Source organism: Methylobacterium sp. J-090, from assembly GCF_022829345.1.
Classification (GTDB): Bacteria; Pseudomonadota; Alphaproteobacteria; order Rhizobiales; family Beijerinckiaceae; genus Methylobacterium.
The window spans coordinates 1-25,785 of sequence record NZ_JAKSXV010000061.1 but is presented as its reverse complement, the minus strand read 5'-3'; the positions used below and the strand labels follow the sequence as shown (position 1 = coordinate 25,785).

Sequence of the window (25,785 nt, the reverse complement as noted above, 5' to 3'; positions counted from 1 at the left end):
GACATGGCCGCCGCCTGGGGATACCCTCGCCGGGAGGCAGGGAGATCCGTCGAGGCCGGGATGCCATTCGAGATCGAGGATGAGGCCACGACACGGCTCGTGGCCCGGTTGGCCGAGGCCACCGGCGTGACGAAAGCGGAGGCCGTCCGCCGGGCGGTCACGGCCGAACTGGCGCGGATCACACCGTCCGAAAAGCTGCCCCTGCGGGTGCGCTTCGCGGCCTTACGCGCCCGTCATCCGTTGCCCGCGCCCACGGGGCTGGCGGCGGACAAGGCGTTCTTCGATGATCTGAGCGGCGGGTGACCCTGTTCGTCGATGCCTCGGCGCTGATCGCGATCATCGCCGGCGAGCCGGATGCGGACGCCTTGAGCGATCGTCTCGATGCCGATCCGGCTCGGCTGTGCTCAGCCATATCCCTCTGGGAGACCATCGCGGGTTTGGTTCGAAGCTACCAGTTCACCGTCGAGGCAGCGCGCTTGCGGACCCAAGAGTTCTGCGCGGCCGGTGACATTCGCCTCGTTCCCATTGGAGCAGCCGAATTCGCCCTCGCGGTGGAGGCCTATGCCCGCTACGGCAAGGGCCGGCATCCGGCTTCTCTCAACATGGGCGATTGCCACGCCTATGCCTGCACCAAGGCGCATGGCGCGACGCTGCTTTTCAAGGGCGACGACTTTTCGAGAACCGATCTCGCTCAATCCGCCCCGTAACCCACCGCCGCCCGCTTCTCGGCGTCCGTCAAAAACGCCGCGTCCCCCACCCGGCGCCACAAGCTCTCACGTTCGGGCGCGAGCGCCTCGATGGCGTCGAGGTCGGGCTCGAGCCGGGCCGGGCCGAAGGCGGGCTCCAGCCAGTGGGCGAGGGATTCGGCCGTGCGGCGCACGAGCGGGATCACCGTCTGGCGGTAGAAGGCGCGGTTGGCCTCGGCGTAGTTGGCGTGGGTGTTGTCGCCGGGCAGGCCCAGGAGCAGGGGCGGCACGCCGAAGGCCAGGGCGATCTCGCGGGCGGCGCCGCTCTTCGCCTCGACGAAATCCATGTCCTTGGGCGACAGGGCGAGCGGCTTCCAGTCGAGGCCGCCCTCCAGCAGCAGCGGGCGCCCCGCATTGCCGGCACCCTGGTAGTTGGATTCGAGTTCGGCCTTCAGGCGGGTGAACTGCGCGTCGCTCAGGGTGCTGCCGGCGGCCGAGGCGAACACGAGGGCGCCGGACGGGCGGGCGGCGTTGTCGAGCAGCGCCTTGTTCCAGGCGCTGGCGGCGTTGTGGATGTCGAGGGCGGTGGCCGCCGCCGCCATGGGGGCGAGGCCGTAATGGTCGCAAGCCGGGTGGAACAGGGTGAGGTGGAGGATGGGCGCGACGCCCTCGGTGCCGAGATCGTACCGCAGGGTTCGGCCCCCCACCGTGTAGGCATAGGCGACGGGCCAGCCGTCCGGTCCCGGCACCACCCGCATCCGGTCGGGGCGCAGGGCGTGGAGTTCGCGCAAAGTGCCGTCCAGGCTCTCCGCCGCGAGGTAGGCGTTGCCCGAGACCATGAGGTGCCCGTAGAGCGATTCGAGCAGCCGCGCCCCGCCCTCGCGCGGGTTCGGCCGGGCGAGCAGCCGCAGGAGCGGGTGGTCGGTTTCCGCGTCGGCGAGCACCAGGGGCAGGGCGGCGGCGGCCTCGGCCACGAGGCGCACGGCCCGGTGGACCACGGCATTGCGCTGGAACCCCTCGCGGGCGAGCGCGCCCCCCTCGCGCGGCGTCCACACGGCGCGCCCTTCGCCGTAGAACTGCACCGAGAGCGGGGCCGCCTTGGTGTCCGGCACGGGAAAGGCGGCCCGCGCGAGGCGGGTGAGGAGATTGGGCATGGAGGCGATCCTTTTTCGCGATGCCGTCGCGTGGCGTCGACGGAGCGTGCGGGGCGCCGGCGCTCACAACCGCCGGATGCGCGGCTCGGCCGAGCCCCGCAGCAGGAGGTGGGACAGCGCCCACACGAGGGCGTCGAGGCGGTCGGGCGAGGCGCCCGACGACAGGCCGTCGGGGCCGAAATCGCAGAGCTCGTCCTCGAGCGCCGGCAGGGCGCCGACGTGGTGGACGCGGCCCTGCGCGTAGAGCACCGAGACCGGCTCGGCCCGCAGGTACTTTCCGCGGGTGGCCCGCACCGGGATCACCGGCACCGCGGCGTCCACCTGCGCGAGGACCGCGGTCACCATCTCGCCGCCCTGGTTGACCTCGACGACGAGGCCGTCGGCGGACAGCCGGTGGTAGAGGGCGAGCGCCGCCCCGGCCCAGGCCTCGGGCGTCGCCCGCGCCAGGGTGGCGTCGGCGAGCACGTAGGCGTGGCCGGACGGTGCCAGGCCGGCGGCGACGATCCCGCAGGCATCGGCCCCGGCCTTCGAGGTGGCCGGCGGGTCCACTGCCACGACGATGCGGCGCAGATCCTCCGGGGCGCCCGCGACGCGGGTCGCCTCGAGGCGCGCGCGGGTCCACAGGGCGTCGGCGCGATCCTCGATGAGTTCGCCGTTGAGTTCCTGGCGCCCGAGGCGGGTGCCGGCATAGCGCCCCACCACCGCGTCGAGGAAACCCGGCGCGAGGTTTTCGGCATTGTCGGCCGTGCGCGAGCGGCTGATCACCGTCGCCGGGTCGGCCAGGATGCGGCGCAGGAGCGGGATCGGGCGCGGCGTGGTGGTGACGAGGCCGCGCGGGGCGTGGCCGAGGCGCAGGCCGAACTGGATCATGTCCCAGGCGGCGTCCGCGTAGCGCCACTTGGCGATCTCGTCGGACCATGCGGCGGCGAACTGGGGCCCGCGCAGGGAATCCGGTTCCTCGGCCGAGAAGGCGAGGCCGACGGCGCCGTTGGCCCAGTCGAGGCGCCTTCGCGAGGGCGACCAGCGCGGGCGCGGGCCGTTCAGGGCCAGCAGCCCCGACGGCCCCTCGATCATCACGTCGCGGACATCCGCGAAGGTCTCGCCGATGAGCGCGATGCGGCCGACGGGCCGGGCGGTGAAGGCCGGGTCGCCGAGCGCCAGGGCGCGGACCCATTCGGCCCCCGTGCGGGTTTTTCCGGAGCCGCGCCCGCCCACCACCGCCCAAGTCGTCCAGGAATCGTGCGCGCAGGGCGGCAGCTGGTCGGCCCGCGCCGTGTGGAGCCAGTCACGGGCGAGCGCCCGGATCAGGTGCGGCGGCAGGCTCGCGAGGAAGGCCGGCATCCGGCCGCTTGCCGACGAACGCCGCATAGCGCTGCGCGATCTGCGCGCGCAGGGCCGGCAGGTCGGCGTCGCCGGCCCCGTCCGCGCTCTCACCGCGTGTCGCATCGGGCGCGCTCCTGAGGGACACTTCGAGATCGTCGAGGAGGCGCTTGAGGCCGCCGAGGTCGCGCAGAACCCGGGCCGAGTCGAGGCCGGAAGAGTCCGGCTTCGATCCCGGGACGGCATCCTTCAACGCCGCGTCGAAGGCCGCGATCTGCCGGGCGACGTGGGCCAGCAGCCGTGTCCGCAGGATGGCGGGCCCGGGCGGTGCCGGATCCGAGGCCTCGGGCAGGCCGCAGGCGGAAAACAGCGCCGGAGCCCTGCGCCGCGTCAGGCCGAGCACGGCGGCCAGATCCTCGCGGGTCGCGCCGTAGGCGTCGTCGATCCGCGCCAGGGCGGCGCAGCGCGCGGCCGACCACCCCGCCGGCGCGGTTTTGGCGATGGGCGGGCGCCAGGCCTCCTGGCGGCACCACTTGCGCAGGGTCGCGACGTTGAGCTCCGTCTCCGCCGCGATCTCGCTCGCGGTCTTGTGCGTCTCGCGAAACAGCGCCTCGGCCCGCGCCTTCCGGGCGGGGTCGATGGGGGTGAGGTTCATCGCCGCCGCCCCGTTCATCCACAGTTCCTGACCGTGCCCCTTTGATAGCTCAGGAGCGTCGCGCTGTCAAACATAAATTCCTATTTTTGGGATTTTGATCTTATGCGCCCGGCGTGCCGGGTGGTGACGCCCGCCCGGGCGACATCGGGGCGGCGGAGCCTGCGGACCCCGGAGCGCATTCCGACGAAGCGGTCGCCGGTCCGTCGAAAGACGGCGTGTCACGGCAACGGCCCGAGCCGTATCCGGCCCGATGCGATCAGGCCGGATACGGCTCTTCAGAGACCGATCATCGCGTGGGAGGTGCCCACGATGGTGAAGGCCAGACCGCCGGCGAAGGCGACGATCATGGCGTAGGAGAAGCCCTTCAGAATCATCGAAGGGCCCTGTCGGTGTTGGCGTTGCGGCTGCTGGCTCAGCAACGGCTGCCGCCGGCGGTCTGGCCGTACTGCATCACGGGCCGGGTCTGCTGATTGGCATTGCCCTCGGCGGCCGAGCTCATGGGACAACCGCCGTAGGCCGGGATGCGGGACGGGGCGGTGACCGTGCCCGTCGTCTCCACCTCGTAGGGCAGGAAGCCGGTGTAGCGGCCCTTCCGCTCGTAGGCCATGGCGGGCGAGAGCGAGGCAACGCCAAGAACAAGCGCGGTGGCGAGGGTGGCGATACGGGTCTTGGTCATGATGTTTTCCTCTCGTGTCAGCACAAGCCGATGGTTCGGTTCGCTCTCTGCTGTTGAGAGATAGCATAGGGGCTCGGTTTCCTTCTGAAGGTGTCGGGACGCGCGCGCCACCCCGGATTAAGTTGCCGCCTTCGGAATTGCCCCCGACCGCCGGCCGAAGGGGGCGCCCCACCCCTTCCGCGCCCCGCCCCTCGGCTGCCTTGCCCCTTGGGCGCGCCCCGGAAACCCGGTACCGTCCGGCGAAAATCCAGACCCGCAAGATCCAGGTCTGCCGGAGGAGACGCGACCCATGGACGATGCCCCCACACCCCTCACCGCCCACGGCGTGTTCGACGTCGCGGCGCACGCCGCCCGGTTGCCCGAGACCGCCGACACCCTGGTGGCCGATCACCGCTTCACCGACGATCCGGCGGCGAGCGCCCGGGTGTTCCGGGTCTACCGGCCGACCCCGCCGCACAGCCACGCGTCCTGCGACGAGTACCTCTACGCCCTGTCGGGCCGCTGCCTGATGAAGTTCGCCGACGAGCCCGCCATCGAGGTCGGCCCCGGCACCCTGGTGTTCTTCAAGCGCGGCGTCGTCCATTCCGTGCCCGAGATCCTGGAGGAGCCGATGGTGTTCCTCTCCGTCGACACCCCCCGGCGCGAACCCCGCGACATCCGCTTCGTCGCGGCCGGCACCGGCACGCCGGACAGTTTCATCCGCCAGCGGGACTGAGCGGACCCGGCGGGTGAGGTTCGCCGCCGTCCGCACAGGGCACCGGGTTCCCATCGCCGGAGCGCCTCGAAGTCTCTCACTGAAGTCTCTCACCGGAGAGGTCTCTCGCGAGATTCCCCCTGCGCCGCAGGACTCGAACAGAGCACTCGAACAGAGCAGCGGCGGCGACCGGGCGTTTCATGCGAGACGCCGGGACGGGCCCACCCGGTCGAATGTCCAGCCGAGCCACACCCTTCATTCCCCTATGGACGGCCGCCCTCACCTCCGTGCTCGATCGGAAGATCCGGAATGCCTCCCGGCTCGCCGGGATCGGGGACGGGGATGCCCGGTCCTCCGCCTCCGTCGTCTTGTCCGCCTCCGGGCAGGCCCTCTCCGCCTCCGGGCAGGCCCTCTCCGGGGTGAAGTGCGGCCTCGGCCTCCTGGGCCGCCCCCTCCAAGAGCCCCTGGATTTCTTGCCAATCGAGATTGTCGTTGACATTGTCGTTGACCATAAACTCCAAGAGTTCGTGAATATTATTCACGTCTGCGAGGGGGGCCTCGTGCATGCCCGCCAGAACTTCCTGCCAGCTGTGGTAATTTTCCGCGTTGGGATTCCAATGATGATCTTCGATGTAGTTGCCGACCGCTACCTTTTCCGGATCGCTTATAGCCGACAACGTATGTCCGATCACATCGTTGGGTATGCGTGGGTCGTTCACCATCTGCTCGATCAACGGGAAATTGATGGGCATTGTCCTGGGCGTTCCTTTTCGAGGCCGGCGGTCGATCGTCAAAGCCTGACGCGTGGGATGTCGAAACCCAGATGTCGAAACCCAGATGTCGAAACCCATGAGCCCGGAAGGGACGATCGGGATATGCCGAAGCCCGCCACGGCGGGGCCGGTGTCGATCGGTCTTCACAAGCAGAGATCGGGTCTATCGCGAGGCTGATAGAGTTATTAGGAAATCCAGTATCGTCAAATCACATTAATTTTTTTAGAAATCGACCTAAATTCATTATGCAACTGTCTTTTCGGTAGACAAGATTTCGATCCATCACTTACGCTGCATTGTCTAAATCGGGTATTTATAAAAATACCGCGTTTTAGTTATATGTTTTGCTTGAGGGTAAGTATATATGTCGACGGTTTCAAACAACATACCTGGACTGGTTGTTGCTCCGAAATATACCATTGCGGCGAATGGTGATGCCACGAATGGAGGCCACGTTCACCCAACGGCCGAATCCGTGCAGTTCAATTGCATCAACGAGGCCGGAAACAACAATTATTACATGATTTCAGTGACGGGAGATGCCTATCTCAACAGAAGGGGGACGATCTACATTGATTCCTATGATTTTTCGATCATTCCGAGACGGGAAAAACCGCCCTCATCGATCACTCCCCGCCTTCGACGCCCGGCAATGTAACCATCACGGTCGGGTCTTCGAAGAGTTTCTCCGAGTCGGTGGGCTTCTTTGGAACGGACGGCACGGCGACGGTCAGTTCGACGGGAACGCAGAGCACGTCCACGTCCTATAGCGTTCCGGATGTCAATATCTTGAATCTGTCGGAGACGAACTCCGGTGGCAACGGCGCGATCTGGCGGTTTCAGGTGTCCGAAAACTCCAACGTTCAGTCGTCCAACTTGCACTTCGACCTGCTGGCCCTGTTCATGATCGAGCGGTCGCAGGACGCGCAATACGATCCGGAGCATGACAAGAACGGAAGTTTCACGATCGACGTCGGGTGCACGATCAACATCTCGGATCATGACGGCAGTCACGGAACGAGGTGGTTCGATACCTTTCATGCCGATGTGGCAGGTGGCTTGCCCGCGGGATCCCAGTTCGTCTACACGAACGATCGGATCGGCTATATTTCCCTGCCGCCGATCACGATCAATTTGAAGGTCCCTCCGCCCGCGAAGAAGGCATGATCGCAAGGGGGACGGGGCTGGCTGGGTAACGCGCGCGACCCCGTCATGCGCGCGGGAAGCGCCGACGGACCCGGGCGTTTTGCGGGGCACTCCTGCCCCGCATTCGCGTGAGGCGATCCCGGACGATCGGACCCCTGCCGCACCGGTCCCTCCATCCGGTCGGTGCGACGGGGGGCACCGCCGCCGGGACCCCCCCTTACGGCGTCGTGTTACGGCGTCTTGCCGGCCTCGGCCGGCTTCGTGTCCGCCTTCGCGTCGCTCTTCGCATCCGACTTGGCCTTGCCGAGGTAGACGTATTCCGGGGCGGCGCGGAGCTGGTCCTTGTTGGTGTCGATGGTCGCCTTCAGGGTGGTGGTGTCGACGCGGGCGAGCTTGAGGGCGCTCGGGTCGATGGCGACGTACTTCGTGCCGATGCCGAGGAAGCCGCCGACGCCGACCACCCACGACTTCACCGTGCTCTTCTCGTCGAGGACCACGTCGGCGATCTCGCCGATGGTCTCGTTGGCGCCGTTCTGGATCGTCAGGCCGACGAGCTTGGAGGTGACCATGTCGGTGGGGTTCTGTGCCACGAAGGTCGGGCGCAGGTCGTTGGCCAGGGTGGCGGGCGCGGCCGGGATCGGGGCCGTACCGGGGGCGGTGGCCTCCGGCGCCTGGGCGAGGGCGCCGAGGGCGCTCGCGGCGAGAAGGGCTGTGCCGAGAATCAGGCTGCGCATGGAGGCGTGTCTTTCGGATGGCGATGGGGGTGATGGCCGACGGGGCCGTCTCGGACGCTCAAGCTCGGGGCCGCCCGATGGTTCCGCCCGCCCCCCGTGATGGCCCCGCCCTTGGCCCCGCCCTTTGGCCCCCGCCGGGCCACCTGGGACGATCCGCGACGCGACACGCGGGCCGTTTCCGCCCTAGATTCCGAATCGAGCCTGCGCGGCTGCCCCGCGCCGCGAATCGTCCGGGAGTCCCGCCATGCCGTCATCCCCTGTCCTCGGCCCCCTGGGCCGCCGCCATGCCCTGATCCTCCTCGGCGCCGCCCTCGCCGGCGGCACGCGGAGCGCCTTCGCCGGGGAGACCCGGGCCGGCGCCTTCACCTTCGAGAAGCCCGAGGGCGGCGGCCTCGCCCTGGCGGATCTGGCCGGCAAGCCGATCCTCGTGGTCAACACCGCCACGTCCTGCGGCTATGCCGGGCAGTTCGTCGGGCTCCAGGGCCTGTGGACCCGGTTCGGCGCGCGGGGCCTCACGGTCATCGCCGTGCCGTCGCCGGATTTCGGCAACCAGGAGCCCCTGGACGGCCTCGCCATCGCGGAGGCCGCGCGCAAGAATCACGGCGTCACCTTCCCCATCGTGAGCAAGACCCACGTGAAGGGGCCGGCCGCCCACCCGTTCTACCGCTGGGCGGCGGCGGAAAAACCCGGCGCGACGCCGGGCTGGAACTTCCACAAGTATCTGGTCGCCCGCGACGGCAGCCTGCTCGGCGCCTACCCGCACAACACGGAGCCCAACGATCCGCGCATCGTCACGGCCATCGCGGGCGAGCTGCCGGGGGCTTGAGCGCGCGCTCCGACAAGGTTGATGCCGGTTCGTCGCGGGAAGCGCGGCGCGACGCGGATCCGGAAGGCGTGATCCGATCCAACCGGATCGGGCACGGCCCCAGGGCATTTTCCGCCAAAGCGGTTGCCGGTTCGGCGTAAGACAATGCGATCCACAACAAAGGGATAGCGTATTTTCTGCGATCCCGGGATCACAGAAAACGCTCTAGCGCACGGGGATGTCGCGCGGTGGCCGGAGATCCTCGCCGGCGGGGCGGTTCCGGTGCGGCCTCGGCCGGACCGCCTCGGGCGGGCGCGAGGGATAGTTGGAGGCGAACGGGTTCGGCGGCCCGTTGTCCGGCGCCGGTACCGCAGCGCGCGGGCGGCCCTGCGCCTCCGCCGGGGCCGCCGGGATCGTCAGCGCCAGGCCACACAGGGCGGCCAGGATCGGGCGCAGGAAGATCGAGCGCATGAGGGTCGGGTGCGTGAGGGTCGGGCGCGTGAGGGTCGGGTGCATGGGCAACCTGCGAAGGGACGAGACACCTTGGAGGCCATAGCCCGCCCGCCCATATGGGGCGAGGCCTCCGGGCGGGGCCGGGAGACGCGGCCATGGAATCCGGCACCTTGGAACCCCACACCTTCGACCAGGACGGCGTGACCTACGAGGTCCGCTTCGCGCGCGGCCCCGAGGCCTGGATCGCCCGGATCCGTCAGGCCGGCGCGGCGACGGCCCAGATCGTCGCGTTTCCGCATGGGCACGGCTACGACGCGGCGGATGTGCGCGGCTCCCTCATCGCCGGCTGCGAGGCGGCGGTGCCGAACCTGCCCTGGCCCGCCGCGACCCGGCACTGACGGAACCTCCCGCCATCCGCGCCGGTTCGCCCCCGACAGATCAGTCGAGGAGTCCCCCCATGTCGGATGTCACCTATCGCATCGTCGAGCACGACGGCGGCTACGCCTACAAGGTCGGCGACGTGTTCTCCGAAACCTTTCCGAGCCACGACGAGGCGCTGCAGGCGGCGCAAGCCGCGGCGGCCGAGCAGCAGGTGCCGGGCTCGACGGAGGGCATCCGCTACCAGGACGGCGCGGGCGCCTGGCACGACGAGACGGCGCAGGGCAACGACCGCCCCCGCGCGAAGGTCGTCGAGTAGGCGCGCCCCGGGCCGGCGCCGGTATGGACCAAAGGCCGAGGGGCCGGGATTTGCACCCGGCCCCCATCCTGGTGCAAGGCGAAACGGCGCCCCCCGCGCCCCGGAGTTTTGCCGTGAATCCGCGCCAGCCCGACCACGCCATCGATCCCCTGTTCACCGAGCGCTGGTCGCCCCGCGCCTTCACCGGCGAGGCCGTGCCGGAATCCGAATTGCTCCGGATGTTCGAGGCCGCGCGCTGGGCGCCGTCCTCCTACAATTCCCAGCCCTGGCGCTTCCTCTATGCGCTCCGCGACACGCCCCACTGGGCGCCGTTCCTCGATCTCCTCGTGCCCGGCAACCAGAAATGGGCCAAGGATGCGGGAGCGCTCGTCATCCTCGTGTCGAACACCCACATGAAGGTCGGCGACGTCCTCAAACCCACGCCGAGCCATTCCCTCGACACCGGCGCGGCCTCGGCCAACTTCCAGCTCCAGGCCATCCGCCAGGGCTGGCACGTCCACGGCATGGGCGGGTTCGACAAGCCCCGCGCCGCGACCCTGCTCGCCGTGCCGGAGGGCAACCACGTCGAGGCGGCCTACGCCGTGGGCCGCGCCACCCCGCGCGAAGACCTCACCGAGGAGCAGCGCGAGAAGGAGGTGCCGAACGGGCGCCGCCCCATAACCGACTTCATCCATGCCGGCGGTTTTCCGGGCCACAAGCTCTAGGCTGCGACGGTGCTGGCGCCCGCCTCCGACTATGCCGGCCTCGGCGCCGGCTTTTCCTGGGACATCCCCGCCCGGACCAACATGGGCGTGGAGGTCTGCGACGTCTGGGCGGCGCGCGAGCCCGATCGCGTCGCCATCCGCGAGGTCACGGCGGCGGGGGTCGCCACCACCAGCTTCGGCACCCTGAAGGCCGAGTCCGACCGCCTCGCGGCGGCCCTTCGCGAACGCGGCGTGGTGCCCGGAGACCGGGTGGCGGTGCTCCTGCCGCAATCGGCCGCCGTGGTGGCGGCGCACGCCGCCGCCTACAAGCTCGGCGCCATCGCGCTGCCGCTCGCCGGCCTGTTCGGCCCCGAGGCGCTCGCCTACCGCCTCGCCGATTCCGGGGCCCGGGCGCTGATCACCGACGCGGCGGGCCTCGCCAAGGTCGCCCCCCTGCGCGCGGACCTCCCCGCCCTCGCCCTCGTCGTCAGCCTCGAGGGCGCGGGGGAGGGGACGCTCGCCTACGCCGACCTGTTGGCGAGCGCATCCGGCGAGACATTCGTCCCGGTCGATACCGGCCCCGACGACCCGGCCCTGATGATCTACACCTCCGGCACCACGGGGCAGGCCAAGGGCGCGCTCCACGGCCACCGGGTGCTCGCCGGCCACATGCCGGGCTTCCTGATGATGCACGACTTCCCGCCCCGGCCCGGCGACCGCATGTGGACGCCCTCGGACTGGGCCTGGGCCGGCGGCCTCCTCAACGCCACCCTGCCGGCCCTGCGCCTCGGCGTGCCCGTCATCGCGCAGCCGGCGGCGCGGTTCGAGCCCGAGGCCGCCTTCCGGCTCATCGCCGAGCAGGCCGTGACCACGGTGTTCCTGCCGCCGACCGCGCTCCGGATGCTGCGCACGGTGCCGGACCCGCGCGGGCGCTTCGACCTCACGAAACTCCGCAACATCGCCTCGGCCGGCGAGGCCCTGGGGCCCGAGACCTTCGAATGGGCGAAGGCCGAACTCGGCCTCACCATCGGCGAGGCCTACGGCCAGACGGAGTGCAACCTCGTGCTTGCCGCCTGCCCCTCGGCGGGCGTGGCGCGGGCCGGCTCCACCGGGCGGCCCGTGCCCGGCCACCGGGTGATGATCCAGCGGGAGGACGGCAGCGAGACCGACGCGGACGAGCCCGGCGAGATCATGGTCGCCCGGCCCGACCCGGTGATGTTCCTGAGGTACTGGAACCAGCCCGAGGCGACGGCCAGGAAATTCCGCGGCGACTGGATGCGCACGGGCGACACGGCGCGCCGCGACGCCGACGGCTACGTCCACTTCGTCGGCCGCGAGGACGATCTCATCACGTCCGCGGCCTACCGCATCGGCCCGACCGAGATCGAGGATTGCCTGAGCCGCCACCCCGCCGTCGCCATGGCGGCGGCGGTGGGCCAGCCCGATCCCCTGCGCACCGAGATCGTGAAGGCCTACGTGGTGCTGCGCGAGGGGTTCGACCCGTCCGACGCCCTGGCCGCCGAGATCCAGGCCTTCGTGCGCACGCGGCTCTCGGCCCACGAATATCCCCGCGCGCTCGTCTTCCGCGATCACCTGCCGATGACGACCACGGGCAAGATCATCCGCCGGCAGCTGCGCGACGAAGGCAGGATCCCAAAAGACTAGAGCGTTTTCTAAGATCCTTGGATCGCAGAAAACGCTCTGGCCCTTTGTTGTGTATCGCATTTTCTTACGCCGAACCGGCAACCACTTCGGCGGAAAATGTAGGCTGAGAAAAGATCAGCCCACGCACGAAAACGGCCGCGGGTTTCCCCACGGCCGTCCGGTCTCGTGTCTGGTGCGTGGTTCAGCAGGCCGAGCCGCCGGAGGTCTGGCCGTACTGCATCACCGGGCGGGTCTGCTGGTTGGCGTTGCCGTCGGCGGCCGAACTCACCGGGCAGCCGAGATAAGTCGGGCCGCGCTCGTCGACGAGGATCGTGCCCGTGGTCTCGACACCGTACGGTGCGTACGACATGAAGCGCGACTGTCCGTCATAGGCCAGGGCCGGCGTCACGGCGGCGGCACCCAGGGCAATAGCGGCGACGAGGGCGGACAGACGCGTCTTCATTTGATTTCCAGGCTCCTGATCAAGAACAGACCCGATGTCCGTTCCGTTTGTGCTTGCTCAACCGGCAAAGGAGCGTCCGGTTCCGGCGCTATGTGTTGGGGCGCACATGGATGGAAAGAGGCTCTCAAGTCGAGCCTGATATTGTATTCAATAGCCCCCGCCTTCGGCAGAAAAACGACGCGGCCGTCCTGGGCGACACTCCGGGAAACATCCCCGGGCGCGCATCGCATGCGCCGCATCACGCCACCAGGTCGCCCGCGCTCCGCCTCTGGGCGTGGGCCGCGGTGATCTTCTTCATGAGGTGGATGAGGGTGGCCTGCTCGGCCGCCGAGAGCGGCGCCATCGTCACGTCGTGGGCCTGCCGGGCCGCCCCCTCCATCCGGTGCAGCAGGGTGCGGCCCTCGGGCGTGAGGCGGCAATGCTGCGATCGGCGATCGGTGGGGGACGGGGATCGTTCGACGAGGCCGCGCGCCTGGAGGCGCTTGAGGGCGCCCGTCGTCGTGGTGCGGTCCAGGGCGACGGTGTTGGCCAGGGTGGTCTGATCGGCCCCGTCACAGGCCCGGAGGAGCGACAGCAGGCTGTATTGCAGCGGCGTGACGCGGAAGGCGCCACACAGCTCCGAAAACAGGCTGACATGGATCTGATGCAGGCGCCGCATCAGGAATCCGGGACGTTCGGGCAGCGGCCAGGGCACCGGACCGGCCTCCAACGCCGCGTCTTCCTCAGCGCCCCCGCGCAACCTGGCTTCGCCCTCGTCCATACCCACCCCTCCGCACCGCGTTCCGCCGCGAAACATCCATGTGGCACGCAGCATGCTTCAGCTAGATACGAAGCATACTTCGCATTTGCGCGGTCCCGCCAGGGCCGTCGCAGCGATCGCGCCGGAGCGCGTGAGGAGAGGCAGACCATGGAGACCGCACGCTACGACATGCTGCTGCGCGGTGGGCGCGTCATCTGCCCGGTCTCGGGCATCGACGGCCTCAAGGATGTCGCCATCCGCGATGGGCGGATCGCGGCGGTCGCGGACGGCATCGTTCCCTCCGCCGACACCGAGGTGGTGAACGTCGCGGGCAAGCTCGTCCTGCCGGGGATGATCGACACCCACGGCCACGTCTACCAGTACGTCACCGGCCGGTTCGGCCTGCCGCCCGACATGGTCGGCGTGCGCTCGGGCGTGACCACGGTGATCGACCAGGGCGGCGCGTCCTGCATGACCCTGCCGGGCTTCCGCCACTTCGTCGCCGAGAAAGCGGAAACCCGGATCTACGCCTTCCTGTCCGCCTACCTCGTCGGCGGCCTCGAAGGCCACTTCTACCCGAACCTCTACAGCCCCGAGGGCGTCGACATCGAGGCGACGGTGAAGTCAGCGGTCGAGAACCGCGACCTCGTGCGCGGCATCAAGGGCCATGCCGAGATCGGCGGCTTCGCCCGCTGGGGCATCCGGGTCATGGAGATGGCGGCCGAGATCAGCCGCAGCGCCGAGCTGCCGCTCTACGTGCATTTCGGCCAGCTCTGGGGCCTGCCCGAGAGCGGCGCCAACGGCGAGGACGCCAACACCATCATGGAGCGGGTGATCCCGCTGCTGCGCCCCGGGGACTTTCTGGCCCATCCCTTCACCCGGCATCCGGGCGGCTTCATCAACGAGGCGGGCGTGGTCCACCCGATCATCCGGGCGGCGATGGACGCCGGCCTGCGGGTCGATGTCGGCCACGGCAGCCACTTCTCCTACCGGGTCGCCCGCGCCTCCCTGCCGGCTGGCGTGATGCCCTACACCCTCGGCGCCGACATGCACGGCTACAACACCGAGGTGCCGCGGCCGGCGGGCACGCCGGACGAGCACCACGACGACGAGAACCACCCCTTCCTCGGCCAGGCCCGCTTCAGCCTGACCCAGGCCATGAGCTCGATGATGGCGCTCGGCCTCACCCTCGAGCAGGTCGTGCCGATGGTGACGAAGCATCCCGCCGAGATGCTCGGGCTGTCCGACCGCATCGGCGCCCTGACGCCGGGCTTTTCCGCCGACGTGTCGGTGCTGCACGACCATCGCGGCCGCTTTCTCCTGCGCGACAACGAGGACACGCAGGTGATCGCCCAGCGCCTGCTCCAGCCGGCCTTCTGCCTGCGCGCCGGCAAGCGCTTCGACGCCGACTCGCCGATCCTGCCCCAGGCCATCGCGGCCTGACCTGGACCTCGAAGGAGACGACCCCATGGGTGCCGATCCGTCCCCGCTGCCGCCCGATCCGAGGCGCGACTGGTCCCGCCTCGACCGGGCGGCGCGCGACGCCGCCTACGACAACAACGCGGCGGTGCCCGATGCCGCCGCCCAGTCGGCCGCGCGCAACGCCGCCTCCGCCGCCTATCGGGCGGCGCATGCGGGCGCCCTCGACATCCCGTACGGCGACGCGCCCGGGACCGCCCTCGACCTCTATCCGGCGCAAGACCCGGCCGCGCCCTGCCTCGTCTTCATCCACGGCGGCTACTGGCAGCGCAATTCCCGCGACCTGTTCGCCTGCCTCGCCGAAGGCCCCGCCGCCGCCGGCTGGTCCGTGGCGATGCCGGGCCACACCCTGGCGCCCGAGGCGAGCCTGACGCGGATCGTCGACGAGATCGGCCGGGCCCTCGACTGGCTCGCCGCGCACGGGGCCGCACACGGCATCGCGGGCCCCCTGGTGCTGGCCGGCTGGTCGGCGGGCGCGCATCTCGCGGCGATGCAACTGCATCACCCGGCCGTGGCGGCGGGGCTCGCCATCTCGGGCGTCTACGAGCTCGGACCGATCCGCGACACCGGGCTGAACCAGGCCCTCGCCCTCACCGACGCGGAGGTCGCCGGCCTCTCCCCCTTGCGCCTGCCGGTGGTGGAGAAGCCCCTCGCCATCGCCTACGGCACCGCCGAGCGCCCGGCCCTCGTCCACGACGCCCGCGCCTTCCACGCCCTGCGCAGCGCCCGTCACGCGCCGGGACCGCTGCTCCCGATCGCGGGGGCCGAGCATTTTTCCATCCTGAGCGAACTGCGCCGTCCCGGCGGCGCTCTGGTGCGGGCCGCCATCGATCTCGTGGAAGGCCTCGATCTCATTGAAGGGGTACGGGCATGAGCGACGCGATCCCGCTCACCGAGGGCGTCGGCGCGCCCTTGCTGATCCAGGGCGTCGGCGCGCGCCTGCCGCGCAAGGAGGACGACCGCCTCATGCGCGGGCGCGGCCAGTATGTCGGCGACCTGCGCCTGTCCGGGATGCAGGATGTCGCCTTCGTCCGCAGCCCCCTGGCGCATGCCCGCATCCGGGCGATCCACGTGCCGGAGGCGTTTCGCGACCGGGTGTTCACCGCCGCCGACCTGACCGACGTGCAGCCGATCCGGGCGGTCTCGGGGCTCCCTGGCTTCAAGGTCTCCGAGCAGCCGGTGCTCGCCCGGGACAAGGTCCGGCAGGTCGGCGAGCTCCTGGCGATCTGCCTCGCGCCGACCCGCGCCGAGGCCGAGGACATCGCCGCCGCCATCGTCCTCGACCTGGAAGAGCTGCCGGCGGTCCACGAGATGCTCGCCGCCCGCGAGCCCGGCGCACCCCTGGTCCATGAGCACTGGGGCGACAACGTCTTCCTCGAGACCCTCGTCGACGTGAACCTTTCCGCGGCGCTCGACGCCCCCATCAAGGTCTCGCGCACCATCTCGACGGGCCGGCAGTGCATGGCCCCCATCGAGGGCCGGGGCACGGTGGTCCATCTCGACCACCGCATGGACCAGCTCGTCGTCCACACGGCGAGCCAGATGCCGCACATCGTGCGCAACGGCCTCTCCGAGTGTCTCGGGATCGAGCAGGGGCGCCTGCGCATCGTCTCGCCCGATGTCGGCGGCGGCTTCGGCTACAAGGCGATCCTGCTCGCCGAGGACGTCTGCCTCGCCTGGCTGGCGCTCCGCGTCGGCCACCCCGTGCGCTGGCTCGAGGACCGGCGCGAGCACCTCACCGCCAACGCCAATTGCCGCGAGCACCATTACCGCATCACCGCCTATGCCGAGCGCGACGGCCGCCTCCGGGGCATCGACTGCGAGGCCACCGTCGATTCCGGCGCCTACTCGGCCTACCCGTTCTCCGCCTGCCTGGAGGCGGCGCAGGTGGCGAGCATCCTGCCCGGCCCCTACGACTTCCCGGCCTATCGCTGCCGGACCTGGTCGGTGGCCACCAATAAGTGCCCGATCCTGCCCTATCGCGGCGTCGCCCGCACGGGCGTGTGCTTCGCCATGGAGCTCATCCTCGACGCCGTGGCGACGGAGGCCGGGCTCGAACCCTGGGTGGTGCGCGAAAAGAACCTCGTGCGGCCCGAGCAGATGCCGTTCGACAACATCACGAAGAAGCACTTCGACAGCGGCGACTATCCGCAGGCCCTGGCCCGTGTCCTGAAGGCCATCGACGTCGAGGCCGTGCGGGCGCGCCAGCGGGCCGGCGAGGCGGACGGGCGCCGCATCGGGCTCGGCCTGTCGATCTACTGCGAGCAGGCGGCGCACGGCACCTCGGTCTATTCCGGCTGGGGCATCCCCATGGTGCCGGGCCACGAGCAGGCGGGTGCGCGCCTCACCCCCGATGGCGGCCTCGAACTGCGGATCGGCGCCCATTCGCACGGGCAGGGCCTGGAGACGACCCTGGCGCAGGTGGCGCACGAGATCCTCGGCGTGCCGGTGGCGCGCACCCGCCTCGTCCACGGCGACACCGCCATGACGCCCTATTCCACCGGCTCCTGGGGCTCGCGCGTCATGGTGATGGCCGGCGGCGCCGTCGCCGCCGCCTGCCGTGAGCTCGGCGAGCGGGCCCTGCGCATCGGCGCCCACCTGCTCCAGGCCGATCCGGCCGCCTGCCGGTTCGAGGCCGGCCGCGTGGTCGGGCCGTCGGGCGACGTCACCCTCGCGCAGATCGCCCACACCTGGTACCGGCGCCCGCAGGACCTCGCCCTCGACGTCGATCCGGGCGGCCTCGAAGTCACCGCCGGCTACAAGCCGCAGCGCGATTCCGGCACGTTCTCCTACGCGGCCCACGCGGCGCTCGTCGCCGTCGACCCGGACCTCGGGGCGGTGGAGATCCTCGACTACTGCATCGTCGAGGATGGCGGCACCCTGGTGAACCCGCTGGTGGTCGACGGCCAGATCTATGGCGGCCTCGCGCAGGGCATCGGCACGGCCCTCTACGAGGAGGTGCGGTTCGATGCCCGCGGCCAGCCCCTGGCCTCGACCTTCGCCGACTACCTCCTGCCGGGACCGGCCGAGGTGCCCGAACCCCGCATCGACCACATGGCGACGCCCTCGCCCTACACGCAGTTCGGCGTGAAGGGCATCGGCGAGGGCGGGGCCATCGCGCCCCCGGCGGCCCTCGCCAACGCCATCAACGACGCCCTGCGGCCGCTCGGCGTCGCGATGCTGCACGCGCCCGTGAGCCAGCATCGCATCGTCGAAGCGGTCCTGGCCGCCCGCGAGGCCGTGACCGCGCGGGAGGCCGCATGAAACCCGCACCGTTCGCCTACGAGCGCCCCGCCGACCTCGCCACCCTCCTCGACCGGCTCGCCGGGGCGGAGGGGCAGGTGAAGCTCATGGCCGGCGGCCAATCCCTCGGCCCGATGCTCAACCTGCGCCTCGTCGAGCCCGACCTCGTCCTCGACATCACGGGCATCCCCGAGCTGCGCCGGGCGGCCGTCGAGGGCGACACCCTCGTGCTCGGCGCCTGCGTCACCCACGCCGACATCGAGGACGGGCGGGTGCCCGACCTCACCGGCGGCGCCCTGGCCCGCGTCGCCGCGGCCATCGCCTACCGGCCCGTGCGCAACCGCGGCACCATCGGCGGCTCCCTCGTCCATGCCGATCCGGCCGCCGACTGGGTGACCTCGCTCATCGCGCTCGGCGCCGAGGTCGAGCTGGCCGCGGCCTCGGGGCGGCGCCGCCTGCCCCTGGACGCCTTCGTCACCGGCGCCCTCGACGTGGCGCTCGCCCCCGGCGAGATGCTGGTGGCCGCGCGGATTCCCGCGCTGACGCCCGGCACCGCCTGGGGCTACGTCAAGCACTGCGCCAAGATCGGCGAGTTCGCCCACGCCATCGGGGCCGTGCGGATCGAGCCCGAAACCGGGCGCGGCCGGGTGGTGATCGGCGCCATCGAGCGGGCGCCCCTCGTGGTCGCCGAGGCCGGCCGCCTGTTCGGCGGCCGGATCGGGCCCGACTTCGCCGAACGGTTCGATCCGCGCGCCGCCGACGGGGTCCTGCGCGAGGCCGGGATGACCGACGCCGTCGACCGCCACGTCCACGTCACCATCCTCGCCCGGGCCGTCGCCCAGGCGGCGCGACCCGCCCCCTCGACCCGCCCCGTCAGCGAGGCCGCATGAGCACCCCCTCCGCCCTGCGCGACGACCGGGTGCCCCTCGCCCTCACGGTGAACGGCCGGGCCGTGACCCTGCGGGCGGAACCCCGCATGCATCTCGCCGACGTCCTTCGCGAAGAACTCGACCTGACCGGGACCCATCTCGGCTGCGAGCACGGAATCTGCGGCGCCTGCACCGTGCTCCTCGACGGCGAGCCGGCGCGGGCCTGCCTCACCTTTTCCGGGGCTTGCGCCGGGGCCGACATCACCACCGTCGAGGGCCTCGACGACGATCCGATCGCGGGCGAATTGCGGGCCGCGTTCAACCGCGAGCACGCCCTCCAGTGCGGCTACTGCACGCCCGGCATGCTGGTTGCCGCCCGCGACCTCGTCCTGCGCCTGCCAGACGCCGACGAGCGCCGCATCCGCGCCGGCCTGTCGGGCAACCTGTGCCGCTGCACCGGCTATGTCGGCATCGTCCGGGCGGTGCGCAGCGTCATCGCCGAGCGCCGCGCCCGTGGCATCGCCCCGACCACGGGCGACCGGCGCGGCCTCGGCCCCGTCGGCGCGCGCCTTGGCACCCCGTCCGGCCCTGCGGCGGAGGCGGCGCGCACCCCCCTGCGGCCCGTGGCGCAGGCCGAGGCCGCGCCGCAGATCGCCGATCTCGACGCCGATTTCGTGCCCGCCCACCGCTTCGACCAGGCCTTCACCGTGGCGCACCCGCCCGACACCGTCTTCGCCGTGTTCGGCGACGTCGAGGCCGTGGCCGCCTGCCTGCCCGGCGCCGTGCTGACGGGTCGGCCGTCCCCGGAGGTGGTCGAGGGCGCGCTTCAGGTGCGGATCGGGCCGATCGCGGCGCGCTTCCGTGGCCGGGCCCGGATGTTTCGCGACGAGGCGGCCCGCAGCGGACGCATCCTCGGCGCGGGCAGCGACGCCGGCGGGCGCTCCGCCACCCAGGGCGAGATCCGCTACCGCGTCGGGCCGGGCGAGGCCCCCGGCACGGCGCGGATCGATCTCGCCGTCGGCTACACCCTCAAGGGCCCCCTGGCGCAGTTCGGCCGGCCGGGCCTCGTGCGCGACCTCGCCGGGCGCCTCGGGGCCGCGTTCGCCGCAAACCTCGAAGCGCGGCTGTCCGGCGCCCCGGCCCCGCCGGCCGCCGGGCTCAACCCCCTGCGCTGGCTCCTCGCCGCCCTCACGGCGCCCCTGCGCCGCCGCCTCGCCGCCTGGGGTGTCCGCCGCCGCCCCTGACGTATCGCCCCGCTTTTCGCAGACGAATCCGGAGACCCCCATGACGCGCAGCCTCACCACCCCAGCCCTCACCCTCGCGTTCGTCCTGTCGGCGGGCGTCGCTCAGGCGCAGGCCATCCGCATCGGCGTCAACGAGCCGCTCACCGGCCCGTTCGCGGCGTCGGGCACCTACGTGGTCAACGGTGCCAAGATCGCCGCCGACGAGATCAACGCCAAGGGCGGCGTGCTGGGGCGTAAGCTCGAACTCGTCGTCGAGGACAACAAGAGCAACCCGACGGAAGCCGCCGCGGTGGCGGAAAAACTCATCACCAGCGACAAGACCCCGGTGCTGATGGGCGCATGGGGCTCGAGCCTGACCCTCGCCGTGATGCCCAAGCTCGCCGATTACGAGACCGCGATGCTGGTGGAGACCTCGTCGTCGGGCAAGATCACCACCTCGGGCAACCCCTTCGTCTTCCGCATCTCGCCGCCCTCGGCCCTGGAGGCCGAGGCCTTCGCCCCGATGGTGGAGAAGCTCGGCCTGAAGAAGGTCGATTTCCTGGCCATCAACAACGACTGGGGCCGGGGGGCCGCGGCCGATTTCGGCAAGATGCTCAAGGGCAAGGGCGTCGGCGTCGGCCTCGTCGAGACCATGGACCAGGGCGCGCAGGACATGAGCGCCCAGCTGTCCAAGCTCAAGGGGTCGGACGCCGACACCCTGATGATCACGGCGGCCGTCGACCAGCTGACCCTGCTGTTCAAGCAGATGGCGGCGCTCGGCCTGAAGAAGCGGATCATCACCACGGGCGGCTCCCAGAACCCCGACCAGATCATCGCCCAGGCGGGTGCCGCCGCCGAGGGCACGATGCACCTGACCACCTTCCTGCCCTGGTATCCCGAGAAGACCCCGAACCCGGCGGCGACCGCCTACTTCATCGCCGAGTGGAAGAAGCGCGGCTTCGAGTTCGCCGGCGTCACCGAGAGCTTTCGCGGCTACGACGGCATCCGCGCCATCGCGGCGGCCATCGAGAAGGGCGGCGCCGCCGACGCGGCCTCCATCAAAAAGGGCTTCTGGTCGGTGGATTTCACCGGCCTGAACGGCCCGATCCGCTTCGCCAAGGCCGGCCCCGCCGGGTCCGAGAGCGGCCAGAGCAAGCCCGACGTCTACCTCGTCAAGATCGACGGCGGAAAGGTCATGGTGCCCGAACTCTAGCCCGAGTTGAGAAGGCTTCGATGGCCCCACTTCGAGTCGCCGGATTCAGACGGTTTCGGCCTGATCGCCTCGGAGCTCACAGTCGGAACAGGCTCCCTCTCTTTTCAGGGAGGGCGATCGCGGATGAGTTTTCCCGGCGTTCGAACGGCGAGGCAAAGCGCTTCGAACGGTCGCGACAGGCCCCCTCTCCTGGAAGGAGAGGGCGGGGGTGAGGTGTGCGAACTCTCCGGAGAGTCCACGACCCTCACCCCAACCCTCTCCCAAACAGGAGAGGGGGCCCGTCGCGGTTCCTCTGCGATGGCCCTGCCTGGAAGGCGAGGGTTGGGGTGAGGTGTGGGACATGTCCGAAAAGGTCACACACCTCACCCTGTCCCTCTCCTTCCAGGAGAGGGGACCCGCGCCAAGCTTGCTGACTTCGTGCTGACGAGACTGGCCGAAGCAATCAGCCGACGACCGTATCACCTGCTTAGAGGCGAGGCCTCCATGACCGAATTCCTCCAGCACCTCCTCAACACCCTGATCCTGGGCGGGACCTACGCCCTCTTGGGCATCGGGCTAACCCTGATCTTCGGCATCATGAACGTGGTGAACTTCACCCACGGCGCGCTCTACACGGTGGGCGCCTACGTCATGTACCTCGCCGTCACGGCCCTCGGGCTCGGCTTCTTCGCGGCCCTGCCGACGGCGATCCTCGGCGGATTCCTGCTCGGGGCGGTCCTCGACCTCGTGCTGCTGCGGCCGCTGCGCGGTGCGGACATGGACACCACCATGCTGGTGATGATCGGGGCCGGCATCGTCCTGCAATCGGGCACCCTCTGGCTGTTCGGCGGCGTCGCCAAATCGATCCCGACGCCGTTCCCCGACGCGCCGCTCCAGCTCGGCCCCGTCTCGGTCTCGTGGCTGCGCCTGTTCGTGCTGGGCGCCGCCGTCTCGCTCATCGTCCTGACCTACGGGCTCATCAACCGCACCCGCCTCGGGCTCGCCATGCGGGCGACCTTCCAGGACCACGACACCGCCGCGCTGATGGGGGTGAACGTGCGCCTCGTCTACACCGCCACCTTCGCCATCGGCTCGAGCCTCGCCGCCGCCGCCGGCGCCCTGCTCGGCCCCGTCTACGTGGTGTTCCCGCAGATGGGCGGCATGGCCGAGCTGAAGGCCTTCGCCATCGTCATCCTGGGGGGGCTCGGCAGCATCACCGGGGCGGCCATCGGCGGCTTCATCCTGGCGCTGGCCGAGGAACTGGGCGCCGGCTACATCTCGTCGGGCTACCGCGACGCCATGGGCTTCCTCATCATCATCGCGGTGCTGGTCTTCAAGCCGACGGGCCTCTTCGCCAAGGCGGAGCGCATCGGATGACCCGGCATCTCCCCGCCCTCGCCCTCCTCGCCGCCCTCGTCGCCCTGCCGCTGGCGCTGGGCAACGAGCCCTACCTCCTCAACGCCCTGATCACGACGGGCATCGTCACCATCGCGGCCATGAGCCTGAACCTGCTGCTCGGCTTCACCGGGCAGCTCAGCCTCGGCCACATCGCGTTCTTCGGCATCGGCGCCTATGTCAGCGCGCTCACCAGCCTGGGCTTCGACATCGAGATCGTCGGGGGGCTGCGCGTCGTGCACGCGCCCTGGCCGGCCGCCGTGGGCTTTCTGCTCGCGGTGCTGGTAACGGCCGCCTGCGGCTACCTCGTCGGGCGCCTGTCGTTCCGGGTGCGCGGCGCCTATTTCGTCATCGTGACGATCTCGTTCGCCGAGGTGGTGCGCCTCGTCGCCCTCAACTGGGTGGAGCTGACGCAGGGCCCCCTGGCGCTCACGGGGATTCCGCCCTTCACCCTCGGCCTGCCGGGCCTCGGCACCACGGTGCTGCGGACCAAGCTGCAGAACTACTACCTCGTCCTCGTGGTCGGCACGCTGTGCTACGCCCTCATCGCCCGCCTCGTCGGCTCGCGGTTCGGCCGGGCCATGCGGGGCCTCAAGGAGAACGAGTCCCTCGCGCTCTCCGTCGGCATCGACGCCACCCGCACGCTCACCCTCGCGGCGGTGATCTCGGCGGCCATGGCGGGGGCCGCCGGCAGCCTCTACGCCCACTACCTGCGCATCATCGATCCCGACGTGTTCCTGTTCTCCACCACGGTCACCATGGTCATCATGGTGGTGGGCGGCGGCAAGGGCACGCTCCTCGGCCCCATCGTGGGCGGCCTGATCTTCGGCCTGCTCCCCGTGGCCCTGCGCCCCGTCATGGTGCCGGAGGCGCAGTGGATGGTGTTCGGCCTCGTGCTGATCGTGATCCAGTTCGTGATGCCCCGCGGCATCGTCCCGGGGCTGGCCCGCCTTTTCGCGTGGCGGCGCGCCCCCGCGCCCGTCCCCCTGCCCGTGGAGGTCCGGTCGTGAGCCCCGCCCCGATCCTCTCCGTCGACCATGTCGGCGTGCGCTTCGGCGGCCTCACCGCCATCGCCGACCTGCATTTCGACGTGCATCCCGGCGAGATCGTCAGCCTCATCGGCCCGAACGGGGCCGGCAAGACCACGGCGTTCAACGTGATGACGGGCTTCCTCAAACCGAGCCAGGGTCAGGTCCGCTTCCGCGGGACGAGCCTGCAGGGCCTGAAGCCGCACGAGATCGTGCGGCTGGGCCTGAGCCGCACCTTCCAGCGCACCAGCGTGTTTCCCGACGACACCGTGTTCGACAACGTGATGATCGGCCTCCACCGCCGGGGCCGGTCGCGCCTCGTCGACACGCTCCTCGGGCGCGACCGCGCCGGCGAGGCGGACTTGCGCGCGCGGGCCCGCGACCTCCTCGACACGGTCGGGCTCTCGGCCCGGGCGCAGGACAAGGCCGGCGCCCTGGCCTACGGCGAGCAGCGCCTCGTCGGGGTCGCCCTGGCGCTCGCCACCGAGCCCGCCATGCTCCTCCTCGACGAGCCGGTCTCGGGCATGAACGCCTCGGAGACCCAGGTCTTCGTGCGGCTGATCCGCTCGATCCGCGACCGCGGCGTCACGATCCTCCTCGTCGAGCACGACATGCCCATGGTGATGGAGGTGTCCGACCGCATCGTCGTCCTGAACTACGGCCGCCTCATCGCGGAAGGGCCGCCGGCGGCGATCCGGGCCGACCCGGCCGTGATCGAGGCCTATCTCGGCCAGGGCAGCGCCGCCCGCGACGCGGCCCGGGCCGCCAGGGAGACGAGCGATGCTTGAGATCCGGGACCTCGTCTGCGGCTACGGCACCGTCACCGCCCTGAAGGGGCTGTCCCTCACCGTCGCGGAAGGACAACTCGTGGCCCTGGTCGGCGCCAACGGCGCCGGCAAGTCGACCACCCTGCGGGCGATCTCGGGCCTCGTCCCGGCGCGCGCCGGCAGCATCCGCTTTTCCGGCCGCGACATCACCGGCGCCGACCCGCGCGCGGTGCTCGATCACGGCATCGCCCATTGCCCCGAGGGGCGGCGGGTGTTTCCGCAGATGAGCGTCGCCGAGAACCTCGCCCTGGGCGCCTATCGGCGCCGGGACCCGGCCGGGGTCGCGGCCGATCTCGCCCGCGTCTACGGCGAGTTCCCCCGCCTCGCCGAGCGCCGCCGCCAGATGGCCGGCACCCTCTCGGGGGGCGAGCAGCAGATGCTGGCCATCGGCCGGGCCCTGATGGCGCGCCCGAAGCTCGTCCTGTTCGACGAGCCGTCGCTCGGCCTCGCCCCCAACATCGTCGAGCGCATGTTCGCCGTGATCCGGGCGATCTGCGACGGCGGGACCACGGTTCTCCTCGTGGAGCAGAACGCCTTCGCCGCCCTCGAACTGTGCGACTACGCCTACCTGCTGGAGACGGGGCGCATCGTCCTCGCCGGCCCGGGCGCGACGCTGATCGCCGACCCCCATGTGCGCCAAGCCTATCTCGGGGGCTGAGCCTCTCTTGGAGGTCGAGCCTCTCTCGGGGGGCGAGGTCTGGGTCCGCGCCTGCGCGCGCGCGGCGCTGGCGGGCCGCGCGCTGCTCCCGGTCTTCGTGGCCGGGCGGCATCTCCTGCTGGTGCGGGACGGCGGTCGGCTGTTCGCCACGGAGCGGGCCTGCCCGCACGAGGGGGCGGACCTCGCCGCGGGCCGCTGCTCCGGGGGGCGGCTGTTCTGCCCGCGCCACCTGGCGTGGTTCACCCTGGCGGACGGGACGGTCTCGCCGGGCTGGGATTTTCGCCCCCTCGTCACCTATCCGGTCCGCTCCCGCGGCGCGGACGTCTACGTGCGGATCGGGTCTCGCGATCTGACGTGAGGCCCGGGCCCGCGAGATTGGGGGGGTGAACCCTTGCGCTGACGGTCGTTTGCTTCCGGCCCAACCTTGCGGACACGCCGATCGCGAGTGCCTCACGGAACGCCCGATCCCCGACGGTTCTCGCTCTGATACGGGCTCCGCTTGATCATGTCGGTGAGGCGGTAAAACGCGGGTCCCCACACCTTCCAGGA

General features: G+C 70.7%; 30 protein-coding genes. 20 read left to right on the top strand and 10 right to left on the bottom strand.

Translation table 11 applies throughout. The features are described 5' to 3' along the window. Window positions 1-60: 60 nt before the first annotated feature. On the top strand, window positions 61-303 hold the full coding sequence (locus tag MKK49_RS08835) for a type II toxin-antitoxin system VapB family antitoxin (RefSeq protein WP_244027790.1): 243 nt from the start codon (window positions 61-63) through the stop codon (window positions 301-303). Next, window positions 300-707, top strand: coding sequence for a type II toxin-antitoxin system VapC family toxin (locus MKK49_RS08830; protein WP_244027789.1), 408 nt, complete (start codon window positions 300-302; stop codon window positions 705-707). Before MKK49_RS08835 ends, MKK49_RS08830 begins: the two co-directional genes overlap by 4 nt. Here MKK49_RS08830 and MKK49_RS08825 read toward each other — a convergent pair. The 4 genes from MKK49_RS08825 to MKK49_RS08810 all read right to left on the bottom strand — a co-directional run bounded on the left by MKK49_RS08825 (window position 692) and on the right by MKK49_RS08810 (window position 4,491). Continuing rightward, window positions 692-1,840 carry a phage portal protein gene (locus tag MKK49_RS08825; RefSeq protein ID WP_244027788.1) on the bottom strand — a complete coding sequence of 383 codons (1,149 nt, stop codon included), beginning with the start codon at window positions 1,838-1,840 and terminating at the stop codon, window positions 692-694. The two genes, MKK49_RS08830 and MKK49_RS08825, sit on opposite strands and share 16 nt — an antisense overlap. A gap of 63 nt (window positions 1,841-1,903) precedes the next feature. Then, a complete protein-coding gene (locus MKK49_RS08820; RefSeq protein ID WP_244027787.1) occupies window positions 1,904-3,181 on the bottom strand; it encodes a DNA-packaging protein in 1,278 nt (425 codons plus the stop codon). After that, window positions 3,126-3,833 (bottom strand): hypothetical protein, encoded by a 708-nt coding sequence (locus tag MKK49_RS08815; RefSeq protein WP_244027786.1) that lies wholly within the window; start codon window positions 3,831-3,833, stop codon window positions 3,126-3,128. Before MKK49_RS08815 ends, MKK49_RS08820 begins: the two co-directional genes overlap by 56 nt. Window positions 3,834-4,227: 394 nt before the next feature. Next, window positions 4,228-4,491 carry a hypothetical protein gene (locus MKK49_RS08810; RefSeq protein WP_244027785.1) on the bottom strand — a complete coding sequence of 88 codons (264 nt, stop codon included), beginning with the start codon at window positions 4,489-4,491 and terminating at the stop codon, window positions 4,228-4,230. A 289-nt stretch (window positions 4,492-4,780) separates the two neighbouring features. Here MKK49_RS08810 and MKK49_RS08805 point away from each other — a divergent pair, with 289 nt between their 5' ends. Further along, window positions 4,781-5,206: a cupin domain-containing protein gene (locus tag MKK49_RS08805; protein ID WP_244027784.1), complete on the top strand. Its 426-nt coding sequence runs from the start codon at window positions 4,781-4,783 to the stop codon at window positions 5,204-5,206. Window positions 5,207-5,448: 242 nt separating this feature from the next. Here the strand turns inward: MKK49_RS08805 and MKK49_RS08800 are convergent, their stop codons facing one another. Both MKK49_RS08800 and MKK49_RS24490 read right to left on the bottom strand, forming a co-directional pair. Further along, window positions 5,449-5,937 carry a hypothetical protein gene (locus MKK49_RS08800; protein ID WP_244027783.1) on the bottom strand — a complete coding sequence of 163 codons (489 nt, stop codon included), beginning with the start codon at window positions 5,935-5,937 and terminating at the stop codon, window positions 5,449-5,451. A 647-nt stretch (window positions 5,938-6,584) separates the two neighbouring features. Beyond that, window positions 6,585-6,719, bottom strand: coding sequence for a hypothetical protein (locus MKK49_RS24490; RefSeq protein ID WP_279595417.1), 135 nt, complete (start codon window positions 6,717-6,719; stop codon window positions 6,585-6,587). Window positions 6,720-6,747: 28 nt separating this feature from the next. Here MKK49_RS24490 and MKK49_RS08795 point away from each other — a divergent pair, with 28 nt between their 5' ends. Then, window positions 6,748-7,125: a hypothetical protein gene (locus MKK49_RS08795; RefSeq protein WP_244027782.1), complete on the top strand. Its 378-nt coding sequence runs from the start codon at window positions 6,748-6,750 to the stop codon at window positions 7,123-7,125. A gap of 209 nt (window positions 7,126-7,334) precedes the next feature. On the opposite strand, the gene MKK49_RS08790 is transcribed toward MKK49_RS08795, so the two are convergent. Beyond that, window positions 7,335-7,838, bottom strand: coding sequence for a PRC-barrel domain-containing protein (locus tag MKK49_RS08790; protein ID WP_244027781.1), 504 nt, complete (start codon window positions 7,836-7,838; stop codon window positions 7,335-7,337). A 244-nt stretch (window positions 7,839-8,082) separates the two neighbouring features. Between MKK49_RS08790 and MKK49_RS08785 the strand changes: the two genes are divergently transcribed. Continuing rightward, the gene (locus tag MKK49_RS08785; protein WP_244027780.1) at window positions 8,083-8,664 is read left to right on the top strand and encodes a glutathione peroxidase; all 582 of its coding nucleotides are present in this window, start codon (window positions 8,083-8,085) and stop codon (window positions 8,662-8,664) included. Between the two features lie 204 nt (window positions 8,665-8,868). Here the strand turns inward: MKK49_RS08785 and MKK49_RS08780 are convergent, their stop codons facing one another. Further along, complete coding sequence (locus MKK49_RS08780; RefSeq protein WP_244027779.1) at window positions 8,869-9,159, bottom strand: hypothetical protein; 291 nt, start codon at window positions 9,157-9,159, stop codon at window positions 8,869-8,871. A 92-nt stretch (window positions 9,160-9,251) separates the two neighbouring features. Between MKK49_RS08780 and MKK49_RS08775 the strand changes: the two genes are divergently transcribed. From MKK49_RS08775 to MKK49_RS08760, 4 genes are all read left to right on the top strand, one after another. Continuing rightward, window positions 9,252-9,494, top strand: coding sequence for a hypothetical protein (locus MKK49_RS08775; RefSeq protein WP_244027778.1), 243 nt, complete (start codon window positions 9,252-9,254; stop codon window positions 9,492-9,494). A 59-nt stretch (window positions 9,495-9,553) separates the two neighbouring features. Then, the gene (locus MKK49_RS08770; protein ID WP_244027777.1) at window positions 9,554-9,793 is read left to right on the top strand and encodes a hypothetical protein; all 240 of its coding nucleotides are present in this window, start codon (window positions 9,554-9,556) and stop codon (window positions 9,791-9,793) included. Between the two features lie 113 nt (window positions 9,794-9,906). Continuing rightward, window positions 9,907-10,497: a nitroreductase family protein gene (locus tag MKK49_RS08765; protein ID WP_244027776.1), complete on the top strand. Its 591-nt coding sequence runs from the start codon at window positions 9,907-9,909 to the stop codon at window positions 10,495-10,497. 9 nt (window positions 10,498-10,506) lie between these two features. After that, window positions 10,507-12,141: an AMP-binding protein gene (locus MKK49_RS08760; RefSeq protein WP_244027775.1), complete on the top strand. Its 1,635-nt coding sequence runs from the start codon at window positions 10,507-10,509 to the stop codon at window positions 12,139-12,141. A gap of 181 nt (window positions 12,142-12,322) precedes the next feature. On the opposite strand, the gene MKK49_RS08755 is transcribed toward MKK49_RS08760, so the two are convergent. Continuing rightward, entirely contained in the window at window positions 12,323-12,583 is a 261-nt protein-coding gene (locus MKK49_RS08755) for a hypothetical protein (protein ID WP_244027774.1), read from the bottom strand. A 238-nt stretch (window positions 12,584-12,821) separates the two neighbouring features. Beyond that, the gene (locus tag MKK49_RS08750; protein ID WP_244027773.1) at window positions 12,822-13,241 is read right to left on the bottom strand and encodes a MarR family winged helix-turn-helix transcriptional regulator; all 420 of its coding nucleotides are present in this window, start codon (window positions 13,239-13,241) and stop codon (window positions 12,822-12,824) included. Window positions 13,242-13,490: 249 nt separating this feature from the next. Here MKK49_RS08750 and MKK49_RS08745 point away from each other — a divergent pair, with 249 nt between their 5' ends. The 11 genes from MKK49_RS08745 (at window position 13,491) to MKK49_RS08695 (ending at window position 25,594) form a co-directional block, all read left to right on the top strand. Next, entirely contained in the window at window positions 13,491-14,765 is a 1,275-nt protein-coding gene (locus tag MKK49_RS08745) for an amidohydrolase/deacetylase family metallohydrolase (RefSeq protein WP_244027772.1), read from the top strand. A gap of 25 nt (window positions 14,766-14,790) precedes the next feature. Then, window positions 14,791-15,675: an alpha/beta hydrolase gene (locus MKK49_RS08740; RefSeq protein ID WP_244027771.1), complete on the top strand. Its 885-nt coding sequence runs from the start codon at window positions 14,791-14,793 to the stop codon at window positions 15,673-15,675. Next, window positions 15,672-18,065: a xanthine dehydrogenase family protein molybdopterin-binding subunit gene (locus tag MKK49_RS08735; RefSeq protein WP_244027770.1), complete on the top strand. Its 2,394-nt coding sequence runs from the start codon at window positions 15,672-15,674 to the stop codon at window positions 18,063-18,065. Before MKK49_RS08740 ends, MKK49_RS08735 begins: the two co-directional genes overlap by 4 nt. Then, window positions 18,062-18,934, top strand: a complete 873-nt coding sequence (locus tag MKK49_RS08730; RefSeq protein ID WP_244027769.1) for an FAD binding domain-containing protein — start codon at window positions 18,062-18,064, stop codon at window positions 18,932-18,934. The genes MKK49_RS08735 and MKK49_RS08730 overlap by 4 nt, the downstream gene beginning before the upstream one ends. After that, window positions 18,931-20,157 carry a xanthine dehydrogenase family Fe-S subunit gene (locus MKK49_RS08725; RefSeq protein ID WP_244027768.1) on the top strand — a complete coding sequence of 409 codons (1,227 nt, stop codon included), beginning with the start codon at window positions 18,931-18,933 and terminating at the stop codon, window positions 20,155-20,157. The genes MKK49_RS08730 and MKK49_RS08725 overlap by 4 nt, the downstream gene beginning before the upstream one ends. A 40-nt stretch (window positions 20,158-20,197) precedes the next feature. Further along, entirely contained in the window at window positions 20,198-21,349 is a 1,152-nt protein-coding gene (locus tag MKK49_RS08720) for an ABC transporter substrate-binding protein (RefSeq protein WP_244027767.1), read from the top strand. Between the two features lie 483 nt (window positions 21,350-21,832). After that, window positions 21,833-22,705 (top strand): branched-chain amino acid ABC transporter permease, encoded by an 873-nt coding sequence (locus MKK49_RS08715; protein ID WP_244027766.1) that lies wholly within the window; start codon window positions 21,833-21,835, stop codon window positions 22,703-22,705. Beyond that, entirely contained in the window at window positions 22,702-23,733 is a 1,032-nt protein-coding gene (locus tag MKK49_RS08710; RefSeq protein WP_244027765.1) for a branched-chain amino acid ABC transporter permease, read from the top strand. The genes MKK49_RS08715 and MKK49_RS08710 overlap by 4 nt, the downstream gene beginning before the upstream one ends. Then, complete coding sequence (locus tag MKK49_RS08705) at window positions 23,730-24,539, top strand: ABC transporter ATP-binding protein (protein ID WP_244027764.1); 810 nt, start codon at window positions 23,730-23,732, stop codon at window positions 24,537-24,539. Before MKK49_RS08710 ends, MKK49_RS08705 begins: the two co-directional genes overlap by 4 nt. Continuing rightward, window positions 24,532-25,236 (top strand): ABC transporter ATP-binding protein, encoded by a 705-nt coding sequence (locus MKK49_RS08700; protein WP_244027763.1) that lies wholly within the window; start codon window positions 24,532-24,534, stop codon window positions 25,234-25,236. Before MKK49_RS08705 ends, MKK49_RS08700 begins: the two co-directional genes overlap by 8 nt. Window positions 25,237-25,243: 7 nt before the next feature. Further along, window positions 25,244-25,594, top strand: a complete 351-nt coding sequence (locus MKK49_RS08695) for a Rieske (2Fe-2S) protein (RefSeq protein ID WP_244027762.1) — start codon at window positions 25,244-25,246, stop codon at window positions 25,592-25,594. Window positions 25,595-25,785 lie beyond the last annotated feature (191 nt).

Excerpts from the sequence above, each read along its gene's own strand:
- MKK49_RS08835 (WP_244027790.1), top strand. The coding sequence starts at position 61 with ATGCCATTCGAGATCGAGGATGAGGCCACGACACGGCTCGTGGCCCGG.
- MKK49_RS08825 (WP_244027788.1), bottom strand. The coding sequence starts at position 1,840 with ATGCCCAATCTCCTCACCCGCCTCGCGCGGGCCGCCTTTCCCGTGCCG.
- MKK49_RS08820 (WP_244027787.1), bottom strand. The coding sequence starts at position 3,181 with ATGCCGGCCTTCCTCGCGAGCCTGCCGCCGCACCTGATCCGGGCGCTC.
- MKK49_RS08815 (WP_244027786.1), bottom strand. The coding sequence starts at position 3,833 with ATGAACGGGGCGGCGGCGATGAACCTCACCCCCATCGACCCCGCCCGG.
- MKK49_RS08810 (WP_244027785.1), bottom strand. The coding sequence starts at position 4,491 with ATGACCAAGACCCGTATCGCCACCCTCGCCACCGCGCTTGTTCTTGGC.
- MKK49_RS08805 (WP_244027784.1), top strand. The coding sequence starts at position 4,781 with ATGGACGATGCCCCCACACCCCTCACCGCCCACGGCGTGTTCGACGTC.
- MKK49_RS08800 (WP_244027783.1), bottom strand. The coding sequence starts at position 5,937 with ATGCCCATCAATTTCCCGTTGATCGAGCAGATGGTGAACGACCCACGC.
- MKK49_RS08790 (WP_244027781.1), bottom strand. The coding sequence starts at position 7,838 with ATGCGCAGCCTGATTCTCGGCACAGCCCTTCTCGCCGCGAGCGCCCTC.
- MKK49_RS08785 (WP_244027780.1), top strand. The coding sequence starts at position 8,083 with ATGCCGTCATCCCCTGTCCTCGGCCCCCTGGGCCGCCGCCATGCCCTG.
- MKK49_RS08780 (WP_244027779.1), bottom strand. The coding sequence starts at position 9,159 with ATGCACCCGACCCTCACGCGCCCGACCCTCACGCACCCGACCCTCATG.
- MKK49_RS08775 (WP_244027778.1), top strand. The coding sequence starts at position 9,252 with ATGGAATCCGGCACCTTGGAACCCCACACCTTCGACCAGGACGGCGTG.
- MKK49_RS08770 (WP_244027777.1), top strand. The coding sequence starts at position 9,554 with ATGTCGGATGTCACCTATCGCATCGTCGAGCACGACGGCGGCTACGCC.
- MKK49_RS08755 (WP_244027774.1), bottom strand. The coding sequence starts at position 12,583 with ATGAAGACGCGTCTGTCCGCCCTCGTCGCCGCTATTGCCCTGGGTGCC.
- MKK49_RS08750 (WP_244027773.1), bottom strand. The coding sequence starts at position 13,241 with ATGCGGCGCCTGCATCAGATCCATGTCAGCCTGTTTTCGGAGCTGTGT.
- MKK49_RS08745 (WP_244027772.1), top strand. The coding sequence starts at position 13,491 with ATGGAGACCGCACGCTACGACATGCTGCTGCGCGGTGGGCGCGTCATC.
- MKK49_RS08740 (WP_244027771.1), top strand. The coding sequence starts at position 14,791 with ATGGGTGCCGATCCGTCCCCGCTGCCGCCCGATCCGAGGCGCGACTGG.
- MKK49_RS08735 (WP_244027770.1), top strand. The coding sequence starts at position 15,672 with ATGAGCGACGCGATCCCGCTCACCGAGGGCGTCGGCGCGCCCTTGCTG.
- MKK49_RS08730 (WP_244027769.1), top strand. The coding sequence starts at position 18,062 with ATGAAACCCGCACCGTTCGCCTACGAGCGCCCCGCCGACCTCGCCACC.
- MKK49_RS08725 (WP_244027768.1), top strand. The coding sequence starts at position 18,931 with ATGAGCACCCCCTCCGCCCTGCGCGACGACCGGGTGCCCCTCGCCCTC.
- MKK49_RS08720 (WP_244027767.1), top strand. The coding sequence starts at position 20,198 with ATGACGCGCAGCCTCACCACCCCAGCCCTCACCCTCGCGTTCGTCCTG.
- MKK49_RS08715 (WP_244027766.1), top strand. The coding sequence starts at position 21,833 with ATGACCGAATTCCTCCAGCACCTCCTCAACACCCTGATCCTGGGCGGG.
- MKK49_RS08710 (WP_244027765.1), top strand. The coding sequence starts at position 22,702 with ATGACCCGGCATCTCCCCGCCCTCGCCCTCCTCGCCGCCCTCGTCGCC.
- MKK49_RS08700 (WP_244027763.1), top strand. The coding sequence starts at position 24,532 with ATGCTTGAGATCCGGGACCTCGTCTGCGGCTACGGCACCGTCACCGCC.